The sequence below is a fragment of the Niallia sp. FSL R7-0648 genome (assembly GCF_038007005.1).
Classification (GTDB): Bacteria; Bacillota; Bacilli; order Bacillales; family Cytobacillaceae; genus Niallia; species Niallia circulans.
The window spans coordinates 397,420-417,748 of sequence record NZ_JBBOWE010000001.1 but is presented as its reverse complement, the minus strand read 5'-3'; the positions used below and the strand labels follow the sequence as shown (position 1 = coordinate 417,748).

General features: G+C 37.0%; 17 protein-coding genes. 4 read left to right on the top strand and 13 right to left on the bottom strand.

The annotated features are described in order from the left end of the window. Positions 1-285: 285 nt before the first annotated feature. From NSQ89_RS02035 to licT, 6 genes are all read right to left on the bottom strand, one after another. A complete protein-coding gene (locus tag NSQ89_RS02035; protein ID WP_047943261.1) occupies positions 286-1,509 on the bottom strand; it encodes a Bcr/CflA family multidrug efflux MFS transporter in 1,224 nt (407 codons plus the stop codon). 233 nt (positions 1,510-1,742) lie between these two features. Further along, positions 1,743-2,717, bottom strand: a complete 975-nt coding sequence (locus NSQ89_RS02030; protein WP_047943262.1) for a 5-oxoprolinase subunit C family protein — start codon at positions 2,715-2,717, stop codon at positions 1,743-1,745. Further along, the gene (gene pxpB / locus NSQ89_RS02025; protein ID WP_236691801.1) at positions 2,705-3,445 is read right to left on the bottom strand and encodes a 5-oxoprolinase subunit PxpB; all 741 of its coding nucleotides are present in this window, start codon (positions 3,443-3,445) and stop codon (positions 2,705-2,707) included. Before pxpB ends, NSQ89_RS02030 begins: the two co-directional genes overlap by 13 nt. Before the next feature lie 305 nt (positions 3,446-3,750). Continuing rightward, complete coding sequence (locus NSQ89_RS02020) at positions 3,751-5,184, bottom strand: 6-phospho-beta-glucosidase (RefSeq protein WP_047943263.1); 1,434 nt, start codon at positions 5,182-5,184, stop codon at positions 3,751-3,753. A 12-nt stretch (positions 5,185-5,196) separates the two neighbouring features. Further along, entirely contained in the window at positions 5,197-7,074 is a 1,878-nt protein-coding gene (locus tag NSQ89_RS02015; RefSeq protein WP_047943264.1) for a beta-glucoside-specific PTS transporter subunit IIABC, read from the bottom strand. Between the two features lie 141 nt (positions 7,075-7,215). Next, positions 7,216-8,052, bottom strand: a complete 837-nt coding sequence (gene licT, locus NSQ89_RS02010) for a BglG family transcription antiterminator LicT (protein WP_047943265.1) — start codon at positions 8,050-8,052, stop codon at positions 7,216-7,218. A 258-nt stretch (positions 8,053-8,310) separates the two neighbouring features. Between licT and NSQ89_RS02005 the strand changes: the two genes are divergently transcribed. Further along, positions 8,311-9,426, top strand: a complete 1,116-nt coding sequence (locus tag NSQ89_RS02005; protein ID WP_095259458.1) for an NADH-dependent flavin oxidoreductase — start codon at positions 8,311-8,313, stop codon at positions 9,424-9,426. A gap of 50 nt (positions 9,427-9,476) precedes the next feature. On the opposite strand, the gene NSQ89_RS02000 is transcribed toward NSQ89_RS02005, so the two are convergent. From NSQ89_RS02000 to NSQ89_RS01975, 6 genes are all read right to left on the bottom strand, one after another. Further along, a complete protein-coding gene (locus tag NSQ89_RS02000) occupies positions 9,477-9,896 on the bottom strand; it encodes a GNAT family N-acetyltransferase (RefSeq protein WP_341132169.1) in 420 nt (139 codons plus the stop codon). A gap of 505 nt (positions 9,897-10,401) precedes the next feature. Then, positions 10,402-12,300 carry an ABC transporter permease gene (locus NSQ89_RS01995; RefSeq protein ID WP_095259457.1) on the bottom strand — a complete coding sequence of 633 codons (1,899 nt, stop codon included), beginning with the start codon at positions 12,298-12,300 and terminating at the stop codon, positions 10,402-10,404. Further along, positions 12,275-13,039: an ABC transporter ATP-binding protein gene (locus NSQ89_RS01990; protein WP_341132168.1), complete on the bottom strand. Its 765-nt coding sequence runs from the start codon at positions 13,037-13,039 to the stop codon at positions 12,275-12,277. Before NSQ89_RS01990 ends, NSQ89_RS01995 begins: the two co-directional genes overlap by 26 nt. 82 nt (positions 13,040-13,121) lie before the next feature. Continuing rightward, positions 13,122-14,123 (bottom strand): sensor histidine kinase, encoded by a 1,002-nt coding sequence (locus NSQ89_RS01985; RefSeq protein ID WP_095259455.1) that lies wholly within the window; start codon positions 14,121-14,123, stop codon positions 13,122-13,124. Beyond that, positions 14,120-14,824 (bottom strand): response regulator transcription factor, encoded by a 705-nt coding sequence (locus NSQ89_RS01980; RefSeq protein ID WP_095259454.1) that lies wholly within the window; start codon positions 14,822-14,824, stop codon positions 14,120-14,122. The genes NSQ89_RS01985 and NSQ89_RS01980 overlap by 4 nt, the downstream gene beginning before the upstream one ends. 592 nt (positions 14,825-15,416) lie before the next feature. Then, on the bottom strand, positions 15,417-16,214 hold the full coding sequence (locus tag NSQ89_RS01975; protein ID WP_341132167.1) for a helix-turn-helix transcriptional regulator: 798 nt from the start codon (positions 16,212-16,214) through the stop codon (positions 15,417-15,419). A 186-nt stretch (positions 16,215-16,400) separates the two neighbouring features. Between NSQ89_RS01975 and NSQ89_RS01970 the strand changes: the two genes are divergently transcribed. Then, complete coding sequence (locus NSQ89_RS01970) at positions 16,401-17,534, top strand: glycoside hydrolase family 88/105 protein (protein ID WP_341132166.1); 1,134 nt, start codon at positions 16,401-16,403, stop codon at positions 17,532-17,534. 172 nt (positions 17,535-17,706) lie between these two features. Here NSQ89_RS01970 and NSQ89_RS01965 read toward each other — a convergent pair whose 3' ends face one another. Further along, a complete protein-coding gene (locus tag NSQ89_RS01965; RefSeq protein WP_341132165.1) occupies positions 17,707-18,615 on the bottom strand; it encodes an AraC family transcriptional regulator in 909 nt (302 codons plus the stop codon). Positions 18,616-18,916: 301 nt separating this feature from the next. On the opposite strand from NSQ89_RS01965, the gene NSQ89_RS01960 reads away from it, so the two are divergent. Both NSQ89_RS01960 and NSQ89_RS01955 read left to right on the top strand, forming a co-directional pair. Continuing rightward, entirely contained in the window at positions 18,917-19,060 is a 144-nt protein-coding gene (locus NSQ89_RS01960) for an HPr family phosphocarrier protein (RefSeq protein ID WP_445668953.1), read from the top strand. A gap of 42 nt (positions 19,061-19,102) precedes the next feature. Further along, positions 19,103-20,083, top strand: a complete 981-nt coding sequence (locus NSQ89_RS01955; RefSeq protein ID WP_061799973.1) for an aldo/keto reductase — start codon at positions 19,103-19,105, stop codon at positions 20,081-20,083. Positions 20,084-20,329: the final 246 nt, after the last annotated feature.

Genomic DNA, 20,329 nt, shown 5'->3' with positions numbered 1-20,329 from the left:
GAACGAAAGTTGACATTATGGCTTTTTTATATAGAAAATAGTCATTTAAATGATTTTTTTCGTTCATTTTTTCTTCAAGATGATCATCTACTCAACTACATTTTTTTAAATTAACGAATCTAAATAAACAATAAAATCGTGCCTTGCTAATGGTGTGATGAAACTTATTTAAAACGGAAAACAGCAATCAAGAAATTCCGATACAATTGTCACAGCCTCATCTCATTCACTGCACAAAAAACAGGCACCCTCTCTATTTGAAGGTGCCTGTTTGCAGAAAACATACTAATTATGCGTAATATGTTTAGGTGTATTCATCTTTACCGATGATTTACGAACCAATATATAATAAGACAAGAATGCTAGTAAGCTTGATGCGAAAATGATAACTCCCATCGGTACAGCGGTATGTTCTCCGCCGATTCCTACTAGTGGTGCTGTTAAAGAGCCTAGTAAGAACGGTAATAGACCTAATAGCGCAGATGCACTTCCAGCCATATGCCCTTTTGTTTCCATCGCCAATGAAAAAGACGAGGTTCCAATAATACTAATGGAGGTAACGAAAAGGAAAATAGGAATTGCTACTGCCACTAATGGTGCATGCACTAAAATAGCAATTACTAATAAAATCGATGCAGACATGGAAAGAGCTAAACCACTCTTCAAGAATGTTTTCTCTGAAAATCTCGATAAGCGGCCAACAATTTGTGTTCCAATAATTAAACCAATTCCATTTAAGCCAAACAATAAACTAAATACTTGTGGGGAAACGCCATAAATATTTTGATAGACAAAGGAAATACCAGATACGTAGGCAAAGATCCCTGCCGTTGTGAAACCTTGTGTAAAGGCATAGCCGGCAAATTCACGGTCTTTCAGTAAAGAACCGAAATTCGAGACTACTTTTTTAATATTGCTTGGTACACGCTTTTCCACTGGTAATGTTTCTTCCAATTTAAAAGCAACGACTAAAGTCAAAATAATTCCAACACAGGTTAATACAAGAAAAACTACTTTCCAACTCGCGAAAGAAAGAATAGCTCCGCCTATAATTGGTGCTACAATTGGACCAAGGTTTCCGATTAACATTAATGTTGCGAAAAACTTCGTCAGCTCTCTTCCACTATAAAGATCGCGAACGACTGCTCTTGAAATAACAAGGCCTCCTGCTGCTGCAAAGCCTTGGATAAAGCGAGCACCTATCAGCATATAAATATTTGGTGCGATTGCACATATTAACGAAGATAGTAAATATAAGCCAAGAAATGTAAGCAACGGTTTGCGACGTCCTTGAACATCACTCATTGGTCCAATAATTAACTGCCCGAAAGCAAGCCCTAACAAGCATGTTGTCAAACTAACTTGAACTAAGGATGCATTCGTATGAAACTCCTCAACGATTGTTGGAAATGCCGGCAGATATGTGTCTATTGTAAATGGACCTAATAGGGAAAGAGATCCCAATAGAAAAGCAATTTGTAATCGTTTCGTTTTGGTTAATGAATTCAACTTTTCATCGCCTTTCCATATGAAATATTTATTATTTATTTGAATAATGACCTGAAAAAAATGCTTCTTTCAAAGAAGGAAGCATACTTTCATATTGTATTATGAAACGTGGAATATTTCACTAATAAAGCTCACTTTTTTAAAATAAGTATTTTTTATAATAAAGTACTGTCATTTATTCATATGAAGGATAGTGTATTTTATATCAAAAAATTATCTTCTAGCCCAATTTTTCAAATTGCTGTTTTCCGGTTTAAATGTAGATTATTTGCAGCTAATATAGATAACCATCTCATTTGCCTTTTCCATTCTTGTTGAGCTTGTAATATTGATATAGGTTGAAATTTAATAGCATCACCAGGCTTTTTCTGAGCTACCAGGGGAATATCTGTGCCTATGACCATACCGATTTTTGTATAACCACCAGACATTTGGCAATCTGCCATCAAAATAATGGGCTTACCATTTGCCGGGACTTGGATTGTTCCTGGTGCTGCAAATTCACTAAGTATATCTGCAGACTTCTTATGTACTAGCGGATCTCCATTAAGACGGTATCCCATTCGATCTGATTGATTAGTCACTTGATAAAATCCTTTTACAAATATCTCCTTCGACTCTTCTTCAAATTCCCTATCATGCGGCCCCCACACAAATCTAACCACTTCATTTGAAAAATTCGGAATATAACAGCCTGGGATTCTCCGATTTTTCACCTCATTCATCCACTTAGGATGGAACGGTCCTATTGGAATATAATCATTACTTTGAAGAGCTCTTCCTTCTATTCCTCCATATCTTCCGCGAATAAAAGTTGCTTTACTTCCCATTACTGCTGGAACATCTATCCCGCCAAGGATAGCAAGATAGCTGCGACAGCCATTTTTCCCTTTTCCAAACTTCAAAATAGCTCCATCTTCGATATGGATAGCTCTCCACATAGGGATTGCTTTTCCATTTAATGCTGGCGATAAATCTGCTCCAGTAACCGCTATAATCCCTTCTCCTTTGAAAAGTATTTCTGGTCCTAATAATGTTATTTCTAAAGCAGCATAGTCAGGTGGATTGCCGACGATAATATTAGCCAGCTTCAAGGAAAGAGGATCCATCGCACCAGAAACTGAAACACCAAATGACTGATAAGATGGTCTCCCTAAATCTTGGATGGTTGTTAATAAGCCTGGTTTTAAACACTTTATATATTCCATAATTGATTCCACTCTTTTTGTACTTGACTGTTCCAATTTTGGGCGACTTCAGCTGAAATAGGCTCATATTTAACATAATCTCCTGCTTTGATAAGGTTAGGAGGATTCTTTGTCCCATCAAAAATATCCATTGGTGTCCATCCGACTAAGTGCCAACCTCCTGGAGATTCGACTGTGTAAATAGAAGTCATTTTGTCAGCGATAGCAACCGCACCTTTGGGCACTTTTACTCTTGGATTTGATTTTCTAGGAACAGCCATTCGTTTATCTAGATTTCCCATATATGGCAAGCCTGCAATAAATCCAATCATATAGACATAATAGGCATTTGAAGTTATTATTTCGATGATTTCCTCTTCACTTAAAGCCAACTTCTTTGCTAACTCAGGTAAATCAAGACCATACTGTTCATCAAAAACGACTGGAATATGAACCATCCGTGATTCTTGCTCTCGTCCGCTAACTTCTGTAAAATCAATATCGCTAAGCTTATCTTTTAATTGCTCAAAATTTATTAGCAGCGGATCATATAATATCGAGAAATTGCACATACCCTTAACAATATCTTTAACACCGCGAATGTTTAAAGACTTGATCACTTCAGCCACATGCTGCACCATCTGGTTGTTTTCAATTGATAAAATTCCCTCAAACTGGACGATTAAAATTTGTTCTCCCATTGGCAGAAATTCTATCTTTCTTTTGGTTTTCGGGGGTATTAGTTTCAATGAACTCACCTCTTGTCACTAAGCTTATACTCTACATGGATCTCTCCTCATTTTCTATTAACTTTATATGGGATATGATAAACTTCTATTTATTGTTTGTAAATAACAACTGTGTTAATTTTTAAAATATTCAAATAAAAATGCAAGAAGATTGCTGATTTAGGTTCCCTTTCCCCGTTTACTCGTCATATGAGTATGATGAATGGAAAATCATCTATTTTACTTATGACTCTCCATCCTGCTCCCTCCCTTCTAAAAAAAGAATGCGTACAAGAAATTCTTGCACGCATTGTAAACTATCATTATTATTCGTTGGTTAAGTCTTCCCCGTTGGAAGCTATTACTTTTTTATACCAATGAAACGATTTTTTCTTTGCTCTATTTAAAGTGCCATTTCCTTCATTATCGCGATCCACGTAGATAAAACCATAGCGTTTTTTCATTTCGCCAGTTCCTGCTGATACCAAATCAATGCATCCCCAGCTTGTGTAGCCAAGCAGATCGACACCATCTTCGTCGACTGCTTCCTTCATCGCTTGAATATGTGCAGCAAGATACTCAATGCGATAATCGTCTTCTACATACCCAGATTCATCTGGTGTATCGACTGCACCAAGACCATTTTCTACAATAAATAAAGGTTTTTGGTAACGATCATATAAATCATTCATCGTGATGCGTAAGCCTAATGGGTCAATCTGCCATCCCCATTCGCTGGATTGAAGATAGGGGTTTTTAACAGTAGGGAACAGATTGCCCGCTGTCTTTTCCACATCAGAGTCTTCAGCTGCCGCAACACGAGAAGCATAATAAGAGAAGGAGATAAAATCAACCGTGTGATTTTTCAAAACCTCTAAATCTTCTGCAGTCATTTCTACCTCAATGCCTTTTCTCTCTAATGCTTTGAGTGCATAAGCTGGGTAGGCACCTTTTGATTGAACATCAATGAAAAAGTAATTGCCTCTATCCTTTTGCTTTCCTTCCCAAACATCTTCTGGTCGGCAGCTATAAGGATAGTAACTTGCAGCTGCCAGCATACATCCTATCTTATTCTCCGGATCAATTTCATGGGCGATTTTTGTTGCTTCCGCACTAGCTACCAATTCATGATGGGCAGCTTGGTATTTTATTTGCTCCTCATTTTCTCCTTCTTCAAAGCATAGTCCTGCGCCAAGAAACGGAGCATGCAGAATCATATTAATTTCATTAAAAGTAAGCCAGTATTTAACAAGCCCTTTATAGCGAGTAAATAATACAGTGCATAAACGTTTATAAAAATCAATCAGCTTTCGATTTCTCCATCCGCCATACTCCTCAATTAAATGCATCGGGCAATCAAAGTGAGTAATTGTCACTAACGGTTCGATTCCATATTTATGACATTCATTAAATAGATCTTCATAAAACTGTAGTCCCTCTTCATTCGGCTCCGTTTCATCCCCTTTTGGAAAAATGCGGCTCCACGCAATCGATAATCGATAGGTTTTAAAGCCCATTTCCCCGAACAAAGCAATATCTTCTTTATAACGATGATACATATCAATTGCTTCTTTCGCAGGATAAAAATAACCTTCCTCAAAAGAATACATCTTCTTTTTACCCGTAATAATACTTCTGCGATCAGGACCAGTTGGAATAACGTCCACATTTGCTAGACCTCTGCCACCTTCATTAAATCCGCCTTCACATTGATTCGCTGCGGTCGCACCGCCCCATAAAAAATCTTTTCTAAATCCCATTGTTTGTTCCTCCTATTTCATTACTTTTATTACTTCTTCACCAAAGTGAATGGGACCTTCATTTGCAATTAGAATATCTCCTACTTCTGCTGAATTTGTAATAACAACAGGTGTAATTACCTTATATCCTTTTGCTTTGATTCCCTCTAAATCAAATTGAATCAATTTGTCTCCTATTTGAATTTCTTGTCCTTTCTCAACAAAATATTCATATCCTTCTCCATTCAATTGAACCGTATCGATCCCTACATGAATCAATAGCTCCACTCCGTCTTCACTAGTAATACCAATAGCGTGTTTTGATTCAAATGTCGCACTAACTATTCCATTTACAGGGGAAAGCACAGTCCCTTCGGCTGGTTCAATGGCTACACCTTGTCCTAATATTTCCTCAGAAAACATACCATCATCTACATATTTTAAGCTGTGTAAATTTCCTTGCAGCGGAGATACGATTGTTGCACCACCGATACTCAAATTAGGTGTTTCCTTTGTTGTTGATTCATCAGCTTCCTCTTTTTCTTCTGCAACAGGGTCTTTGTATAAAATTAATGTCGCAATAAATGTTACAACAATACTAATAGCTGCCCCAATACATGCATAATAGAAGAAACTTAGTGTATTATCTCCAATATAACTAGGTAATGTTAATAGACCAGGTGAACCGCCAGAAAAGTTACGGACTCTACAAATACCCATGAATAGCCCGCCTGCTGCTCCACCAATCATAGCAGCATATAAAGGTGTCTTAAAGCGTAAGTTTACTCCATATAAAGCTGGTTCTGTAATACCAAACAAACCAGTTAGACCAGCAGAATAAGCTAATTGTTTAATTGTACTATCTTTTGACTTAACACCAACCCCAATAGCCGCAGCCCCTTGACTCACGTTCGATGCAAGCATACCTGGATAAATCACGGTATCATAACCAGTTGTCATACGATTGTTAATTCCAATTGGCACTAGACCATAGTGCGTACCAGTTGCCACAAGTAATGGACTAAATGTACCAACCAATAACGGCACGATCCATGGACTTACAGATTCTAATGCGGTGATTCCGTTTGAGATAGCATCACTGATTAAATAACCGATTGGTCCTAATACTACTAAACTTGCTGTTCCTACTATAAAAATGGTAATCATTGGTTTACTAAAGAACTTAATAGCTTTCGGTGAAACTTTATCTGCAAGTGGTTCAATATAAGACATAAACCAAACGGAAAGAATAATCGGGATAACAGAAGAAGAATAGGAAACGGCCGAAATAGGAAGTCCCATAAGTTTAATGGCTTCTCCGCCTTCTTTCGCGATATTTACCATTGCCACAAAGTTAGGATGCAGCAAGATTCCCCCGACCATCATCGCCAAAAATGGGTTGGCTTTGAACTTTTGAGCAGATGAGACAGCTAGTAAGATAGGTAAAAAATAGAAAGCTGCATCTGCCATGAAATTAATAATCTGATAACTTTGGCTTTCTGTTGTTAAAACTTTAAACACTACTAATATAGAAAGTACTGCTTTTAGCATCCCTGCCGCTGTAATCGCTGGGAGAATCGGGGTGAAGATTCCTGTTATCGTATCGATGACCTTTGCAAAAGCAGAACGCTTATCTTCTCCCTCACTCTTAGCTTCATCATTAGCAATATTAGTTTGTGTAATAATTTCTTTATAGACATTTCCAACATCACTTCCAATAATGACTTGGTATTGTCCACCTTTATTAACTACTCCCATTATTCCTGGCGTACTTTTCAATGTTTTTTCATCTGGTTTCTGATCGTCCTTTAAATTAAATCGTAACCGTGTAGCACAGTGAGTTAAACTTTTAACATTTTCCTCACCACCAACTTTATCGATAATCACTTTAGCCAAATCTTGATAATTCATTTGGTTTGCCCTCCATTATTTTTATAAGCTAAAAAATATTTGTTGTAGTTGTAGTTTAAAAGGAATAAAAAAATACCTAAATGAAACCTCACAAACAGTTAGAGGTTCATTTAGGTATAGCCTGCATTATCAGTAACAATCCTAATCACTAGTTATTCTTTTTATATGAATCGTCAGGTAGATTAACTCATCTTCTTCTAATTCTCTTCCAAATTCTTTCTTAATGTACTCTCTAATTTTTAGAGCACAAGCATACTCATCTGTATACTTTTCCTTCAGCATGAAAATAAAACTAGACGTTCCGGCATCATCCAATTTAACCCCACTAAACATTCGTTGAAAGAAAAATTTCAAGTGGGTGATAAATCGTTCATAATTTAAGGAATACTCGTCTAAATCAATTTTGAAGTGATACTTTACAATATTAAGAATATTCTGGATAACCTTTGCCATTTCTGATACTTTGCTTACTTGACCCATATCAAGCTCCGCATTCACAATATGCAAGGCGATAAATCCAGCCTCATCTTCCGGCAAGTCAACACCGAGTCTGTTTTTTACAATCGATAACGCTTCTTTCCCAATTAAGAATTCATGATTATAAAATCTTTTAATCTCCCAAAGAAGAGCATTCTTAATTTCCATGCCATTCTCATAGCGCTCAATTGCATAACTGATATGATCGGTTAATGTTAAGAAGATATTTTCGCTTAATTTTTTTCCAAGCGATACTTTTGCAAAGCTGATGATTTCATTTGCCACTTGAATATGTTCCATCGGAATAGAAGAAAGCATTTGAGTTAATTTATTGACGCTCCACTCTTTTGAACTGAGATACATATTCTCAATCTTCGATTCATCAATAGCATCACCTGCTTTTTTCTTAAAGCCAAGCCCTTTACCCATAATGACAACTTCTTGATTATCATCATTCCTAGACAATACGATATTATTATTAATTACTTTCCATACGTTCATAAGATAGTCCCTATTCTTTTATTTTCTTTCACTACAACAAAAAATAGGTATAGCCCACAATAAAGCGGTAACAATCCTTTAAAATCAGTCTATCATAGGTAATTTCTACTGTCAATTTGATATTTTTTAAAATCTTGAGACAAGCTGCCTTTGTTTATTCCTAAAATAAAACGGAAAAACTATGTAAGCATAAAAATTTATCCAAAGTATTTGTTACTATATAATGACACTAATACTTTTAAAAGGAGAAAATAATAGATGAATAACAATGAGCTTTTATCTTCTTTTACACTACCTAATGGTGTAACCCTTAAAAATCGAGTCGTTATGGCTCCCATGACTAATTTCTCTTCTAATCAAGATGGAACAGTCACAGCAGAAGAAGTTGATTATTATGCACATCGATCAGCTGGAGTTAGCATGGTTATTACTGCTTGTACAAATGTTACGCGTAATGGTCAAGGATTTCCTGGGGAATTTGCTGCCTATAGCGACGAATTTATTCCTAGCTTAACAAAATTAGCTTCTAGTATTAAAAAACAAGGCGCAAAAGCAGTTCTGCAAATTTTCCACGGTGGACGAATGTGCCCTCCTGACTTAGTAAATGGAGATGTCGTGAGTGCTAGTAATATTCCTGCTGAAGGAGAAGGAAATGCTATTCCAAGAGAATTATCAGAAGCTGAAGTCGAAGCTATTATCGATGCTTTCGGAGAAACAACTCGCCGTGCTATTGAAGCTGGTTATGATGGAGTAGAGATTCATGGAGCAAATGGATATCTTATTCAACAATTTTTCTCTCCTCATTCTAACCGCCGTGAAGATCGCTTTGGTGGAAGCCTTGAAAAACGAATGACTTTTTCTTTAGCCATTATTGATAAGGTTAAAAGTATAGTTGAAAAACATGCTGCCTCTCCTTTCATTGTTGGTTATCGTTTTTCTCCTGAGGAGCCTGAAACACCTGGAATTACCATGGACGATACCCTTGCTCTAGTGGATAAACTTGCCGATAAAGGACTGGATTACTTACATGTATCTCTACAGGATTTCCATTCAACACCAAGAAGAGGAGTAGAGGATATATCCAAAACTCGTATTGCCTATTTACTTGAAACCATCCATAATCGTGTACCGTTAATTGGCGTTGGCTCTATTTATACTGCAGAGGATGCTCAAAAAGCATTACAAACAGGAGTATCTTTGCTGGCATTAGGTAGAGGCCTTATTATCGAACCACATTGGGTACAAAAGCTAGCGGAAGGAAAAGAAGATACAATTGCTACAACACTGAATAAAGAAAAACAAAAAGAACTCGTCATTCCAGATCCACTCTGGAATGCCATTATCAATGCACCCGGCTGGTTCCCTGGTGTATAAAAAAGAATGCAGCTTTATCAAAAGCACCTGCTAGCAGGTGCTTTTGATGTCTATTTTTTGGAAATCACAGTAAACATTCCTGTCATATTTGGGGAGAAGTCCTTAAAATTATATTTCTCATAGAACGTTTCTTTACCTTGTGAAGCAAACAAACCAACAAACGCTTTGTCTGGGGCATTCGATTTCAAATATTCAACTAAAAGCGCCATTATTTCTTTTCCAATCCCATTTTTCTGATAATCTGGATGGACCACTATATCTTGAATATAAAAATAAATCGCTCCATCACCGACTATTCTGCCCATCCCAATAATTTGTTCCTTATCCTTTACAGTAATGCAGTATAGCGAATTCCTTAATGAGGTTTCGGCCACGTCAAAATTCATAAAATTTGCCCATCCTACTGATTCACACAAAGATCTATATTCAGTTAAGGTGGGGATATTGTTTTCAAACTGATAGGTTTTCAAGTATTTTACCTCCACAGCCTCCAAATTCCGTCTCTAATCATTCCATAGAAAAATCTTGGATTTTACTAACATTGTTGAAAGATTATAAAGTTACGCAAAATACTTATTACCCACTATCAAAATAATCCCCGGTATACCTACTATTATTCTGCCAAGCATAAAATCAAAATAACTAAAAGCTGCAAATAAGAAGAGTAGAATCCCAATTGTGATGGGGAAATTAAATTCCATTCCGTGCGATCCTTCCATTTAAGCCTGTAATAAAAACAGAAAAAGCTGCCAACAAGGAAATAAGCTTCGATTATAGTCACTCCTAAGGCCTGAAGCCAACCACCATCCTCTTTTTTTAGCTATTTATATCAAAGATAAACAACTTCTTTTTATCCCTATATGGAATATACTACCACATCATAAATGATAATAATTAGATAAATCTTCAAAAATCCACAGTCCTTTTCTTTATATAAAAACAACTCCCTTTTCAGGGAGCTGCCTAATATATCCATTAAAGAATCATTCTCTTCACTTGTTTTACATAAAAATAGCGAACGATTAAGAAATAAAGAATCTGTATGAAAGCAAAGCTTCCTAACACCAATGCTGCCTCTCTTGTAATATTAAAATCAAACATATTGGATAAGGCAATAAGTGCGACAGAACCATGGATTAAAGCGACTATAATCGGTGAGAAAAATAAAAGAGCTATTTGTCTGTTGACGACTCTTTTCAACTCCGTCTCCATTAATCCAATTTTAGCAATCGATTGGAATTTGCGCTTTTCTTCCTCTAAATCAGTAAATAATCGGAAATAAAGGAAGCTTCCTGCAGAAACGAAGAATACAATCCCAATAAACAAGCCAATGAACAGAATAGGTCCAAACGCTTTATTGATTTGATATATGGCATAGTCAACAGAAAAAGCTTTATAGGATAATTCCTCATCCAATTTTTCCCCAACTGCAAGGACTTTGTCTTCTTGTCCTTCTTTCGCTTGCCATACAACACTTAGCTTGCTTTTTATTGGATCATCCAGCTGATCATAAATTTTATCATTTACTACATAATAAGCCGTTATTTCTGTTAAAACAGACGCATCTATTACTCGAGAAGGCGTTAATTCTCGGCCGCCTTTTAAAGGAATGGCCGTTTCCAATAGCTTTTTGCTAGGTTTCTGTCCGCCCTCCTTTAAGACAGCATCACTTTGTTCTACGACAATGGCTTCATCTTCCTTAGGATGAATTTTCGCCTCTCCAATTAGCTCGGCAAAACGATTGTAATCAGATGCTCGTGCAATTAACACGTTCTTCTTTTCCCCAGCTAGTTTGTAATAATTCAATTGAGCCTCTTCACTGCTCACATCAAGCTTTTCATTTTCTATTAATGTATTCATTTTACTCTTATCTTTGGCAATTACTTCTTCACTGTCCTCTTCCAATGGAGAATAAGTAAAAGTATAGCGATTTATTTCTTTTATTCCTTTTGTTATATAGGATTGGAAACCATATAATGTTCCAATGGCGCTAAAAGCCACTGTTGATATAATCGCCACCAAGAAAAAGGTTCTTGCATTATCTTTCATGCGAAAAGATAAATCGGAAAACAAGAGCATGTTTGTTTTTTTCCAAAAAATAGACTTATTCCCTTTTATCTTGCGGATAAAATACACACTCAGTTGAGTAAATAAGAGATAGGTTCCGAGTGTTACTAAGAGAACAACTGGAACCAGCGCGTAAACAACCAATATTCCCTCTACAGAAATTGCAATAACATATCCTACAAGTAAGAGCAATCCTGCTAAAATTGATAGAAATAATGAAGCTTTCGGTTCTCCTTTTGACTTTTTATCCCCTTTGATTAAGTCAATCAACTTATTGGTACGAAGAATAAAGGAAACAAAGATAGAAATAAAGAAAAAGAGAATCAGAAAACTAATAAAGGTCACCACAATTGCCAATGTAGGGAAATAAAAATGGAGTGATTCTGTAATAATTAATACATTCTCGGCAATCAAAAGAATTACCTTCGCAAATACTAAGCCTGCGAGAATCCCACTCACTGTGGCAAAAAAGCCGATTAGAATATTTTCTAGAAAAACCAAAAGACGAATCTGCCGGTTAGATGCCCCAAGCATCATTAATAAGCCAAATTCCTTCTTTCTTGATTGTAAGAAAGAGCTCATAGAATATAAAACAAAAAAGAAAGAAAAGATATAAATAATTCCGCCAGCAACACCCATACCAAATAGTGCATTACTATTCATGTCGGGACCAGAAAAGGCTGGATGGAAAGCAAAGATAGCAAAGGTGAAGAATACCATCACCGTAAACATGCTGCTGAGAAAATAAGCGATATACAGCCGTTTATTACGAAGTACGTTATTAAACGCGAACTGACGAAAAGTCATTGCCGTCGCCTCCCATCAACGAAAGCATATCGATTATTTTTTGGAAGAATGCTTGTCTACTATCTCCTCGATGTATTTCAGAATGTAGCTTTCCATCACGAATAAAGACTACTCTATCAGAATAACTAGCCGCTTGGGGATCATGTGTTACCATTAATAAACTTGTCTGTTTCCTTTCATTAATCGAGACAAGCATATTCATCACATCTTTTGCTGCTTTTGAATCTAAATTTCCTGTGGGCTCATCTGCCAATAATAGCTTTGGTTCATGAATCATTGCTCTGGCAATAGCAACCCGCTGCGCCTGCCCACCTGAGATTTCATATGTGCGTTTATTCAGAATTGTTGTAATCCCCAATTCCTTAGCAATTTCTTCTGCTTTCCTCTTCATTTCCTTAACAGGAGAGCCATCCAATGTTAATGGTAAAACGATATTTTCTTCCACTGTTAAAGTATGCAATAAATTAAAGTCCTGAAAGATAAAGCCTAATTCATTTCTGCGAAACTTAGCTAGTTCGTTTTTCTTTAGCTTATGAGGCATTTTCCCTTCTATTTCCACAGCACCTGTAGTTGGACCATCATTCGTAGAAATGATATTAAGCAGCGTTGTTTTTCCACTTCCAGACGGCCCCATAATCACCACAAATTCACCTTTGTCAATTTCAAAATTAATATCAGTAAGGGCACGGTAAGCTACCTTTCCTTCGTAAACCTTACTTACGTTTGTAAGTTTAAGCATAATCCTTCTCCTCTCTAACAATTCTAGTAAAAGTATAGCCTGTAGAGGATATGGCATACTATCGATTATGCTTTCAGCAATCTTACATTGATGTAAGGTTTTGTGTATCCGAAAAAATAATCCTTATCGTTGTACCTATTCCGACCTTTGATTCCAATTCCAGACGATGCTCTAATCTCTCTGCCACTTCTTTTACTAAATAAAGCCCCATACCGGTAGATTCTCGATATTTGCGGCCATTTTCTCCTGTATAGAATTTATTAAAAATACGCTTCTGATCTACAATTGGTATACCAACACCAAAGTCTTGCACCTCCAGGACAGCTTCTCCTGATTGTTCATATAAAGAAATAATGAGATGATTTGTTTTCCCTGCCGAATATTTCACAGCATTATGAACAAGTTGTGTCAGGAGAAAGAATAGCCACTTTTCATCTGTCTCTACAGTAATGCCTTGCTTTTCTTCTTTAAATTGCGGATACACTTCATTGCGAATATAAAAACGCTTATTTTCTTGATTCACCTCATGTATTAACTTAGAAAGAACGACAGGCTTAATTTGAAAATCTTCTGCAATGGTGCGAAGTCTCGCCATATAAAGAACAGTATTCAGCCCGTTTCGCATTCGGTCTGTCTCTTCCCGGATACTCGATGATTCTGGCTCATCAAGCGTTTGTGCTGTCAGCTCAATAATCGAAAGAGGTGTCTTCATTTGATGGACCCAGCGATCCATAAAGAGGAGATGCTCATCTTGTCTGTCCTCTGCTTTTTGAATTTCTTCTTGGTATAAACGATACTGTACCATTAGCAACTGATCGAGAGCTTCCGAAATTGGTTTTGCTTCCGTCGTATCCAAAGAACCATCTAATGTTCCGATTGAATGTTCAAGCCTTTGATAAAATTTCCTTCTACTCACATATTGATATAGTAAAAATACTGTTAAAAATACGATTGATAAGAAAATAGCATATAGACATACTCTAATTCCTCGGTAACCATCCAGCCAAAATATAAACGGAATCAAAAGACATTGGATGAGCTGTATGATAATAAATAAAAAATGCTCGCGAATAAATAGCTTCATGCTTGTTCCTCTTTCCAAGTCGGCCGCAAGCGATATCCCGCTCCCCTTACTGTTTCTACTGCCTCCTCAATCCCTAGCTCTTGAAATTTTTTCCGTACACGCGTGATATTCACATTCAATGTATTCTCGTCGACATATGCTTCATCATCCCAAAGCTTTGCTAATAAATCTTGCCGGCCAGCAACACGTGGGTAGCGATCAAGTAAGCTTTCGATAATGTCTGTTTCTTTTTTCGTTAATTGCGTTACTTTGTCTTTAAATCGTAATTCAAACCGTTCTGGATATAAGCTCAAATCCCCTTCACGAAGCACTCTTTCCTCATGTTTTAAGGAATATTCCCCATATGCTCGGCGGAGCTGGCTTCTAATTTTCGCCATCACAATATCAGGATGAAATGGCTTTGTAATAAAATCATCCCCACCATTTTCAATTGCCATTACTTGATCCATTTCGCCCGTTCTTGCTGAAATGAAAATGACCGGACAAAGGGATTCTTTGCGAATTTGCCGGCACCAATAGTAACCATCGAAGCTTGGAAGGTTAATGTCTAATAGAACAAGGTCTGGTTTTTCCCTTCTAAATGTCTCCATTATAGTTTCAAAATCAATTGCGGTGATAACTTCATATTGATATTTCTTTATGTAGGCACTGAGATGTTCTGCGATTTTTACATCGTCTTCGATAATCATGATTTTTTGCATCGTTAGTTTCTCCTAGGACTTGATGATTTAGTTTAAGTTTAATTTAAGAGGAGATTCTGTTCAAGATTAGGTTTTGTAGAAGGGAAGGGAGAAAACAAAAAAAGAAGCAAAAGGACTTCTGCCTCCCTGTCTCAAAGCTGATACGCTGAAATCCTCCTGCACCATCGACAATCGCTGCTTCATATTGTTTCTGCACCTATGTCCTCCGTTATTCTTTTTAATCTGTCTTACTAGCCAAAGGTTTTCGAGCTTTTTCCTCCGATTGCATGATTCATTATTTGAACATCTTTTGGGAAATAATTTTGAAGAAACTCTCCTAGCCTTCTTGACCTTTACCATCTTCGTATTTCTGGACAGTTGAATCCGTCGCAAGAAAAATTCTAATTTATTTAGCCTCATAAAATGTCTCCCTTCCTTCGATGGTATTTGAGGAATATGTTCACGTTATCATTTTCTTGCGAAAAAAGCACAGATAATCTTATCCCTTCTATAATAAATCACTGTCAAAATGTTAACGTTAATAATTCTCGTTTAGTTTAGCAGAGGTATCCATTCTTTTAATTTTTTCCCGACATTTCAGGCATCGCCTTTCCTATCTCTTCATTTTTCTATAATACAATGGAACATACCCAGTCACTTCCTTAAATACCCTGCCAAAATGGGTAACACTTCCAAAGCCAACTTTTTTGGATATTAAGTTTACTTTCATTGAAGAACTCTCCAATAGCTTCTTCGCCTCTTTAATCCGCACACTGTTCAAGTACTCTACAAAGGTAAACCCTGTTGCCTCTTTAAAAAAACGACTTAAGTAGTATGGACTAATATAGAATTTCTCTGCCACTGATTGAAGCGAAAGTTTGTTCATATAATGGCTGTTGAGATAACGTACAACCTCCGAGATCCTCTCATGCATAGGGCTCGGCGATTCTAATGGCTGCGTGTTATTTTGTTTAATATGCCGGCAGCAAATAATAAGCATCTGCAGGACCAATGTTTGGATATATATTTCATAGCCTGGTCTTTGCTCTTGAATCTCTTCAATAACCTTTTGCGAAAGACTATCTATGGCAAGTAACTCATTCAGCGGGCACCTAACAATAAGGTAATCATTCTCAAACAAGGGTTGATAAATATCTAGATAAGAAGGACTTATTTGCGCAAGATGTTTTTCATGAATATTAACTATAAACCGCTCATGTTTTGGCTTTTCTGTATTTGTTGTCCGATGGAGGATATTAGGAGAAATAATAACAATATCTCCTTGGTGAATTACTATAGTACGATCCTTAATAAAAAATTCCCGTTTGCCAGAGATTAAATAGTAGATTTCAAATGTACTATGGAAATGATTAGCTGGCATATGATGGCTTAATGCTTTTCGCTGGGACACTATGAATGTTTCCTCCGCATTATGAAATAAAATATCTCTCAGTTTATTCCCCTCCCTTCCCCATTGCTCCTCTTTATTATACGTATCCAAAATTGCAAGATATAAGAAGTTTTTAGATTTTCTCGCAAAAATAGTACATAATTCTGTGCTACCCTAGTCTTATATTTAGGAAGGAGGAATATCAGGTTGACATTCTCTGAATCTAGCACTTATGTGAAGGCAAATGAAACTTTAACCCCTATCCAATGGGCGGAGAAGGCTTGCGAAACAATAATGACTAAATTTGAAGCTGAACAACTTCCACCAGAACGATTTCATTATCATCAAGGAGTCTTTTTATCTGGGATGGAGAAATGCTGGAAAGAAACAAAAAAGGATAAGTATTTTACTTATATAAAGAAATGGGTCGACAGCCATATTCGCGAAGATGGAAGCGTCACCAAATTAAAAGTAGATGAACTGGATGATATGCAGCCAGGTGTGCTTCTTTTCAATCTTTATGAACAAACAGGCGATGAACGATACAAAAAAGCACTTTATCATATTGTTCCCTTATTAAAGACCTTAAAGTGCAATCCCTCTGGCGGTTTCTGGCATAAGGAACATTATCCAAATCAAATGTGGCTGGACGGTTTGTATATGGGAGGCCCAATTGCCGTCCAGTTTGCAAAAGCCTTCGGAGAAACAGAATATGCTGACATGATCACACACCAAGCACTATTACTGGAGAAACATACGAAGGATCCAGAAACTGGCTTGTTATATCATGGCTGGGATGAAACCAAAGCAGCGGAGTGGGCTGACCCCATTACTGGAACCGCTCCAGAATTTTGGGGCAGAGCAATTGGCTGGGTCCCTGCAGCTCTCTTGGAAATATTGGAATACCTCCCTGAGGACCATAAAGATAAAAAAGCACTAACAAGTATGCTTCAAGACCTGTTAATTGCTTTAACCAAATACCAAGATTCGAACAGCGGTTTATGGTATCAGGTAATTGATAAAGGACATTTATCCGACAACTGGCTGGAAAACTCTTGCTCTTCCCTGTTTGTTCATGCCATCGCTAAAGCAGTCCGTTTAGGCTATCTAGAAGACAAGTATTTGCCATTTGCTCAGAAAGGCTATCAAGGTGTGATTGATACATTAAAATATGATACGAATGGAAATCTAATCATTGGTAATATCTGCATTGGTACAGGAATCGGGGACTATCAACACTATATTGCCCGTCCTACTAGCGAGAACGATTTACATGGGGCAGGTGCTTTTATTCTCATGTGTGTCGAAATGAACCATGCTTTAGGTCAGCAAGCGAGTTAAAGCTACATTCCAACAAGATAAAGTGGAGGGGCGATTTTTCAGCCTAAAAAAAGCAAACTCTATCGATTGCCCCTTCTACTTAATGATAAATATAAATTCTCTTCCCCTATCCTTCTGTCCTGTTTTCTCGGATACTTTGTATAGAAAGAAGCAAAAGCATAGAGCACCCGATTTATCTTTTATCTGATTTCTCTCTCATTCGATTAGCATCCTCCCTTGGTGGAAGACCAAACATACGAGAATAATCTCGACTAAATTGCGATGGACTTTCATAGCCTACCCTAAATGCGATATTAGCAATATCTGACGAATCAGCTAATAATAAGCGCCTAGCTTCCTGGAGTCTCAATTGTTTTTTGAAATAATTAGGGCTCATGGCTGTAACCTCTTTGAAGTGCCTATGGAGAGAAGCATTACTCATATTAGCTATTTTTGCAAGTTCCTCAATTTTAATAGAGCGAGTATAATTGTTGATAATATATTCAATAACATTTCTTATTCGCTTACCTTTGCTGCCCTCTATAGCCATTTGTTCTAAAGATTCTCCGTGCGGACCATGTAAAATCCAATAGAGAATTTCCTTTGTAAATAACGGTGCTAGTACGGGGATATGTTCCGGTTTTTCTAGCAATCTAGCTAACCTAATAACAACATCCAAAAGAAATGGCTCTATCTTGCTGACATACATAGCACGCTTGGTATTTTTCTTCATGCCCATTTGAATATCAGCTTCACTCAATACTTCTACGATTTGATGAGGTGTAAATTCAAGCTTAAGAGCCAAATAAGGAGTGTCAGAAGAGGCTTTTACTACTCTTCCGGTAACCGGCAAGTCAGCTGATGCAACAATGTAGTTGCCATAACCATACCTAAAGCGTTCCTTTGATAATAATACTTCCTTCTCCCCTTGAACGATAAGGCAAAAGGATGTTTCGTTTACTCTGGCAATTGGTTCGGAAGTAATTGATTCACGGATTAGGAAGAGTGAGTGGATAGCAGTTGAATGAACCCCATCCTCTTCTGAATAACGTTCAATGAGTTCGGCAAGTTCTTGCAGATGTAAGTTGATTTTTCTAGACATATGGGATTCTCCAGCATTTTTGATAGTCACATTCTATCTTATATTTGTCGATTGTGTAAATGATTTTGATAGGATTAAGCAAAAACTTGAAATGATTAAGATAACGTTTACGCTTTCATCTGTTGCATAATAGACATAGCCTAATATATTCAAAAAGAGCTAGGAGTAAATGTCATGATTGAAAAACAATATCACTTTAGCGCTAGTATTGGATTGGCTCGTCTAGCAAGTACATTAGTACGTATTTTCTAATAAACATCTATCAAAAGTAGTTGTTGAATACAAAGGGATTACAGTTGAATTGGATTATACACTTGAGTCAATCATGGATGTTATGTCCCTTGATATTAGACCTGGTGATCTATTCCACATAAGGTTCGTGGGAATAGATGAAGTTCAGGCTCTGCAATTAATTGAGGATCAATTTGGTAGGATGAATTTATAAATAGCAAGATAGAAATAACTTCAAACAGCGAGGGGGATTAACATGGAATACACAAAACTCGGTAATACAGGCTTAGATATATCGCGATTATGTTTAGGTTGTATGGGCTTTGGGGATGCGAACAAATGGATCCACCAATGGGTACTTAGTGAAAAGGAGTCTCGTTCTATTATCAATAAAGCACTTGAGTTGGGGATTAATTTTTTCGATACAGCAAATGTGTATTCTCAAGGGACAAGTGAAGAATATCTAGGGAGAGCTCTAAAGGAATACGCGAATCGTGATGAAGTGGTAATAGCAACGAAAATATATGGGCAAATCCATGAAGGACCAAATGGATCCGGACTTTCACGAAAAGCAATTATGAGTGAAATTGATAAAAGTCTTCACAGGTTGGAAACAGATTACGTAGACCTTTATATTATTCATCGCTGGGATTACCATACTCCTATTGAAGAAACAATGGAAGCATTACATGATATTGTAAAGGCTGGTAAGGTAAGATATATTGGGGCATCTGCTATGTTTGCATGGCAATTTCAAAAGGCACTACACGTAGCAGAAAAGAATGGCTGGACTAAATTTGTCTCCATGCAGAATCATTTAAACCTTATTTACCGCGAAGAAGAACGAGAAATGCTCCCACTTTGTAAGGAGGAAAGAATCGGTGTAACACCATACAGTCCACTAGCATCAGGGAGATTGACGCGTGATTGGTCGCAAACAACGTACCGTTCAGAAACAGATCAAATTCAAAAATCTAAATACGACGCAACTGCGGATACTGATCGATTAGTGGTAGAGCGAGTTGCAGAACTTGCAAAAAAATATGGTGTTCCCCGTACTCAGATTGCGCTTGCTTGGTTGCTGCAAAAAGAAACGGTATCGTCCCCTATCATTGGAGCAACTAAAATATCTCATCTGGTAGATGCCGTTGGTGCCCTAACCATTAAGTTAACAGCGAATGAGGCTGCATTTCTAGAAGAGCCATATATACCACATTTAATAGTTGGACATAGTTAATGAGTGATTTCATTTGAAGCATATTCTTTAAATAAAAGAGACAAATTCGGACAGCTTACAGAAGTAAATTGATTTTTGGTTTTAAATCACTACCTTATAGATTAGGAAATAATCTTATATTTATTTCTTCGTCAGAATGTTCCCTTCAGCCTAATAATTAATAATAACTTAATTAAGAAAAGAAACATACATTAGCCCTCCTGTTATGAAGGGCTTATATAATGTAGTAATTGAAAATGGGCCCCT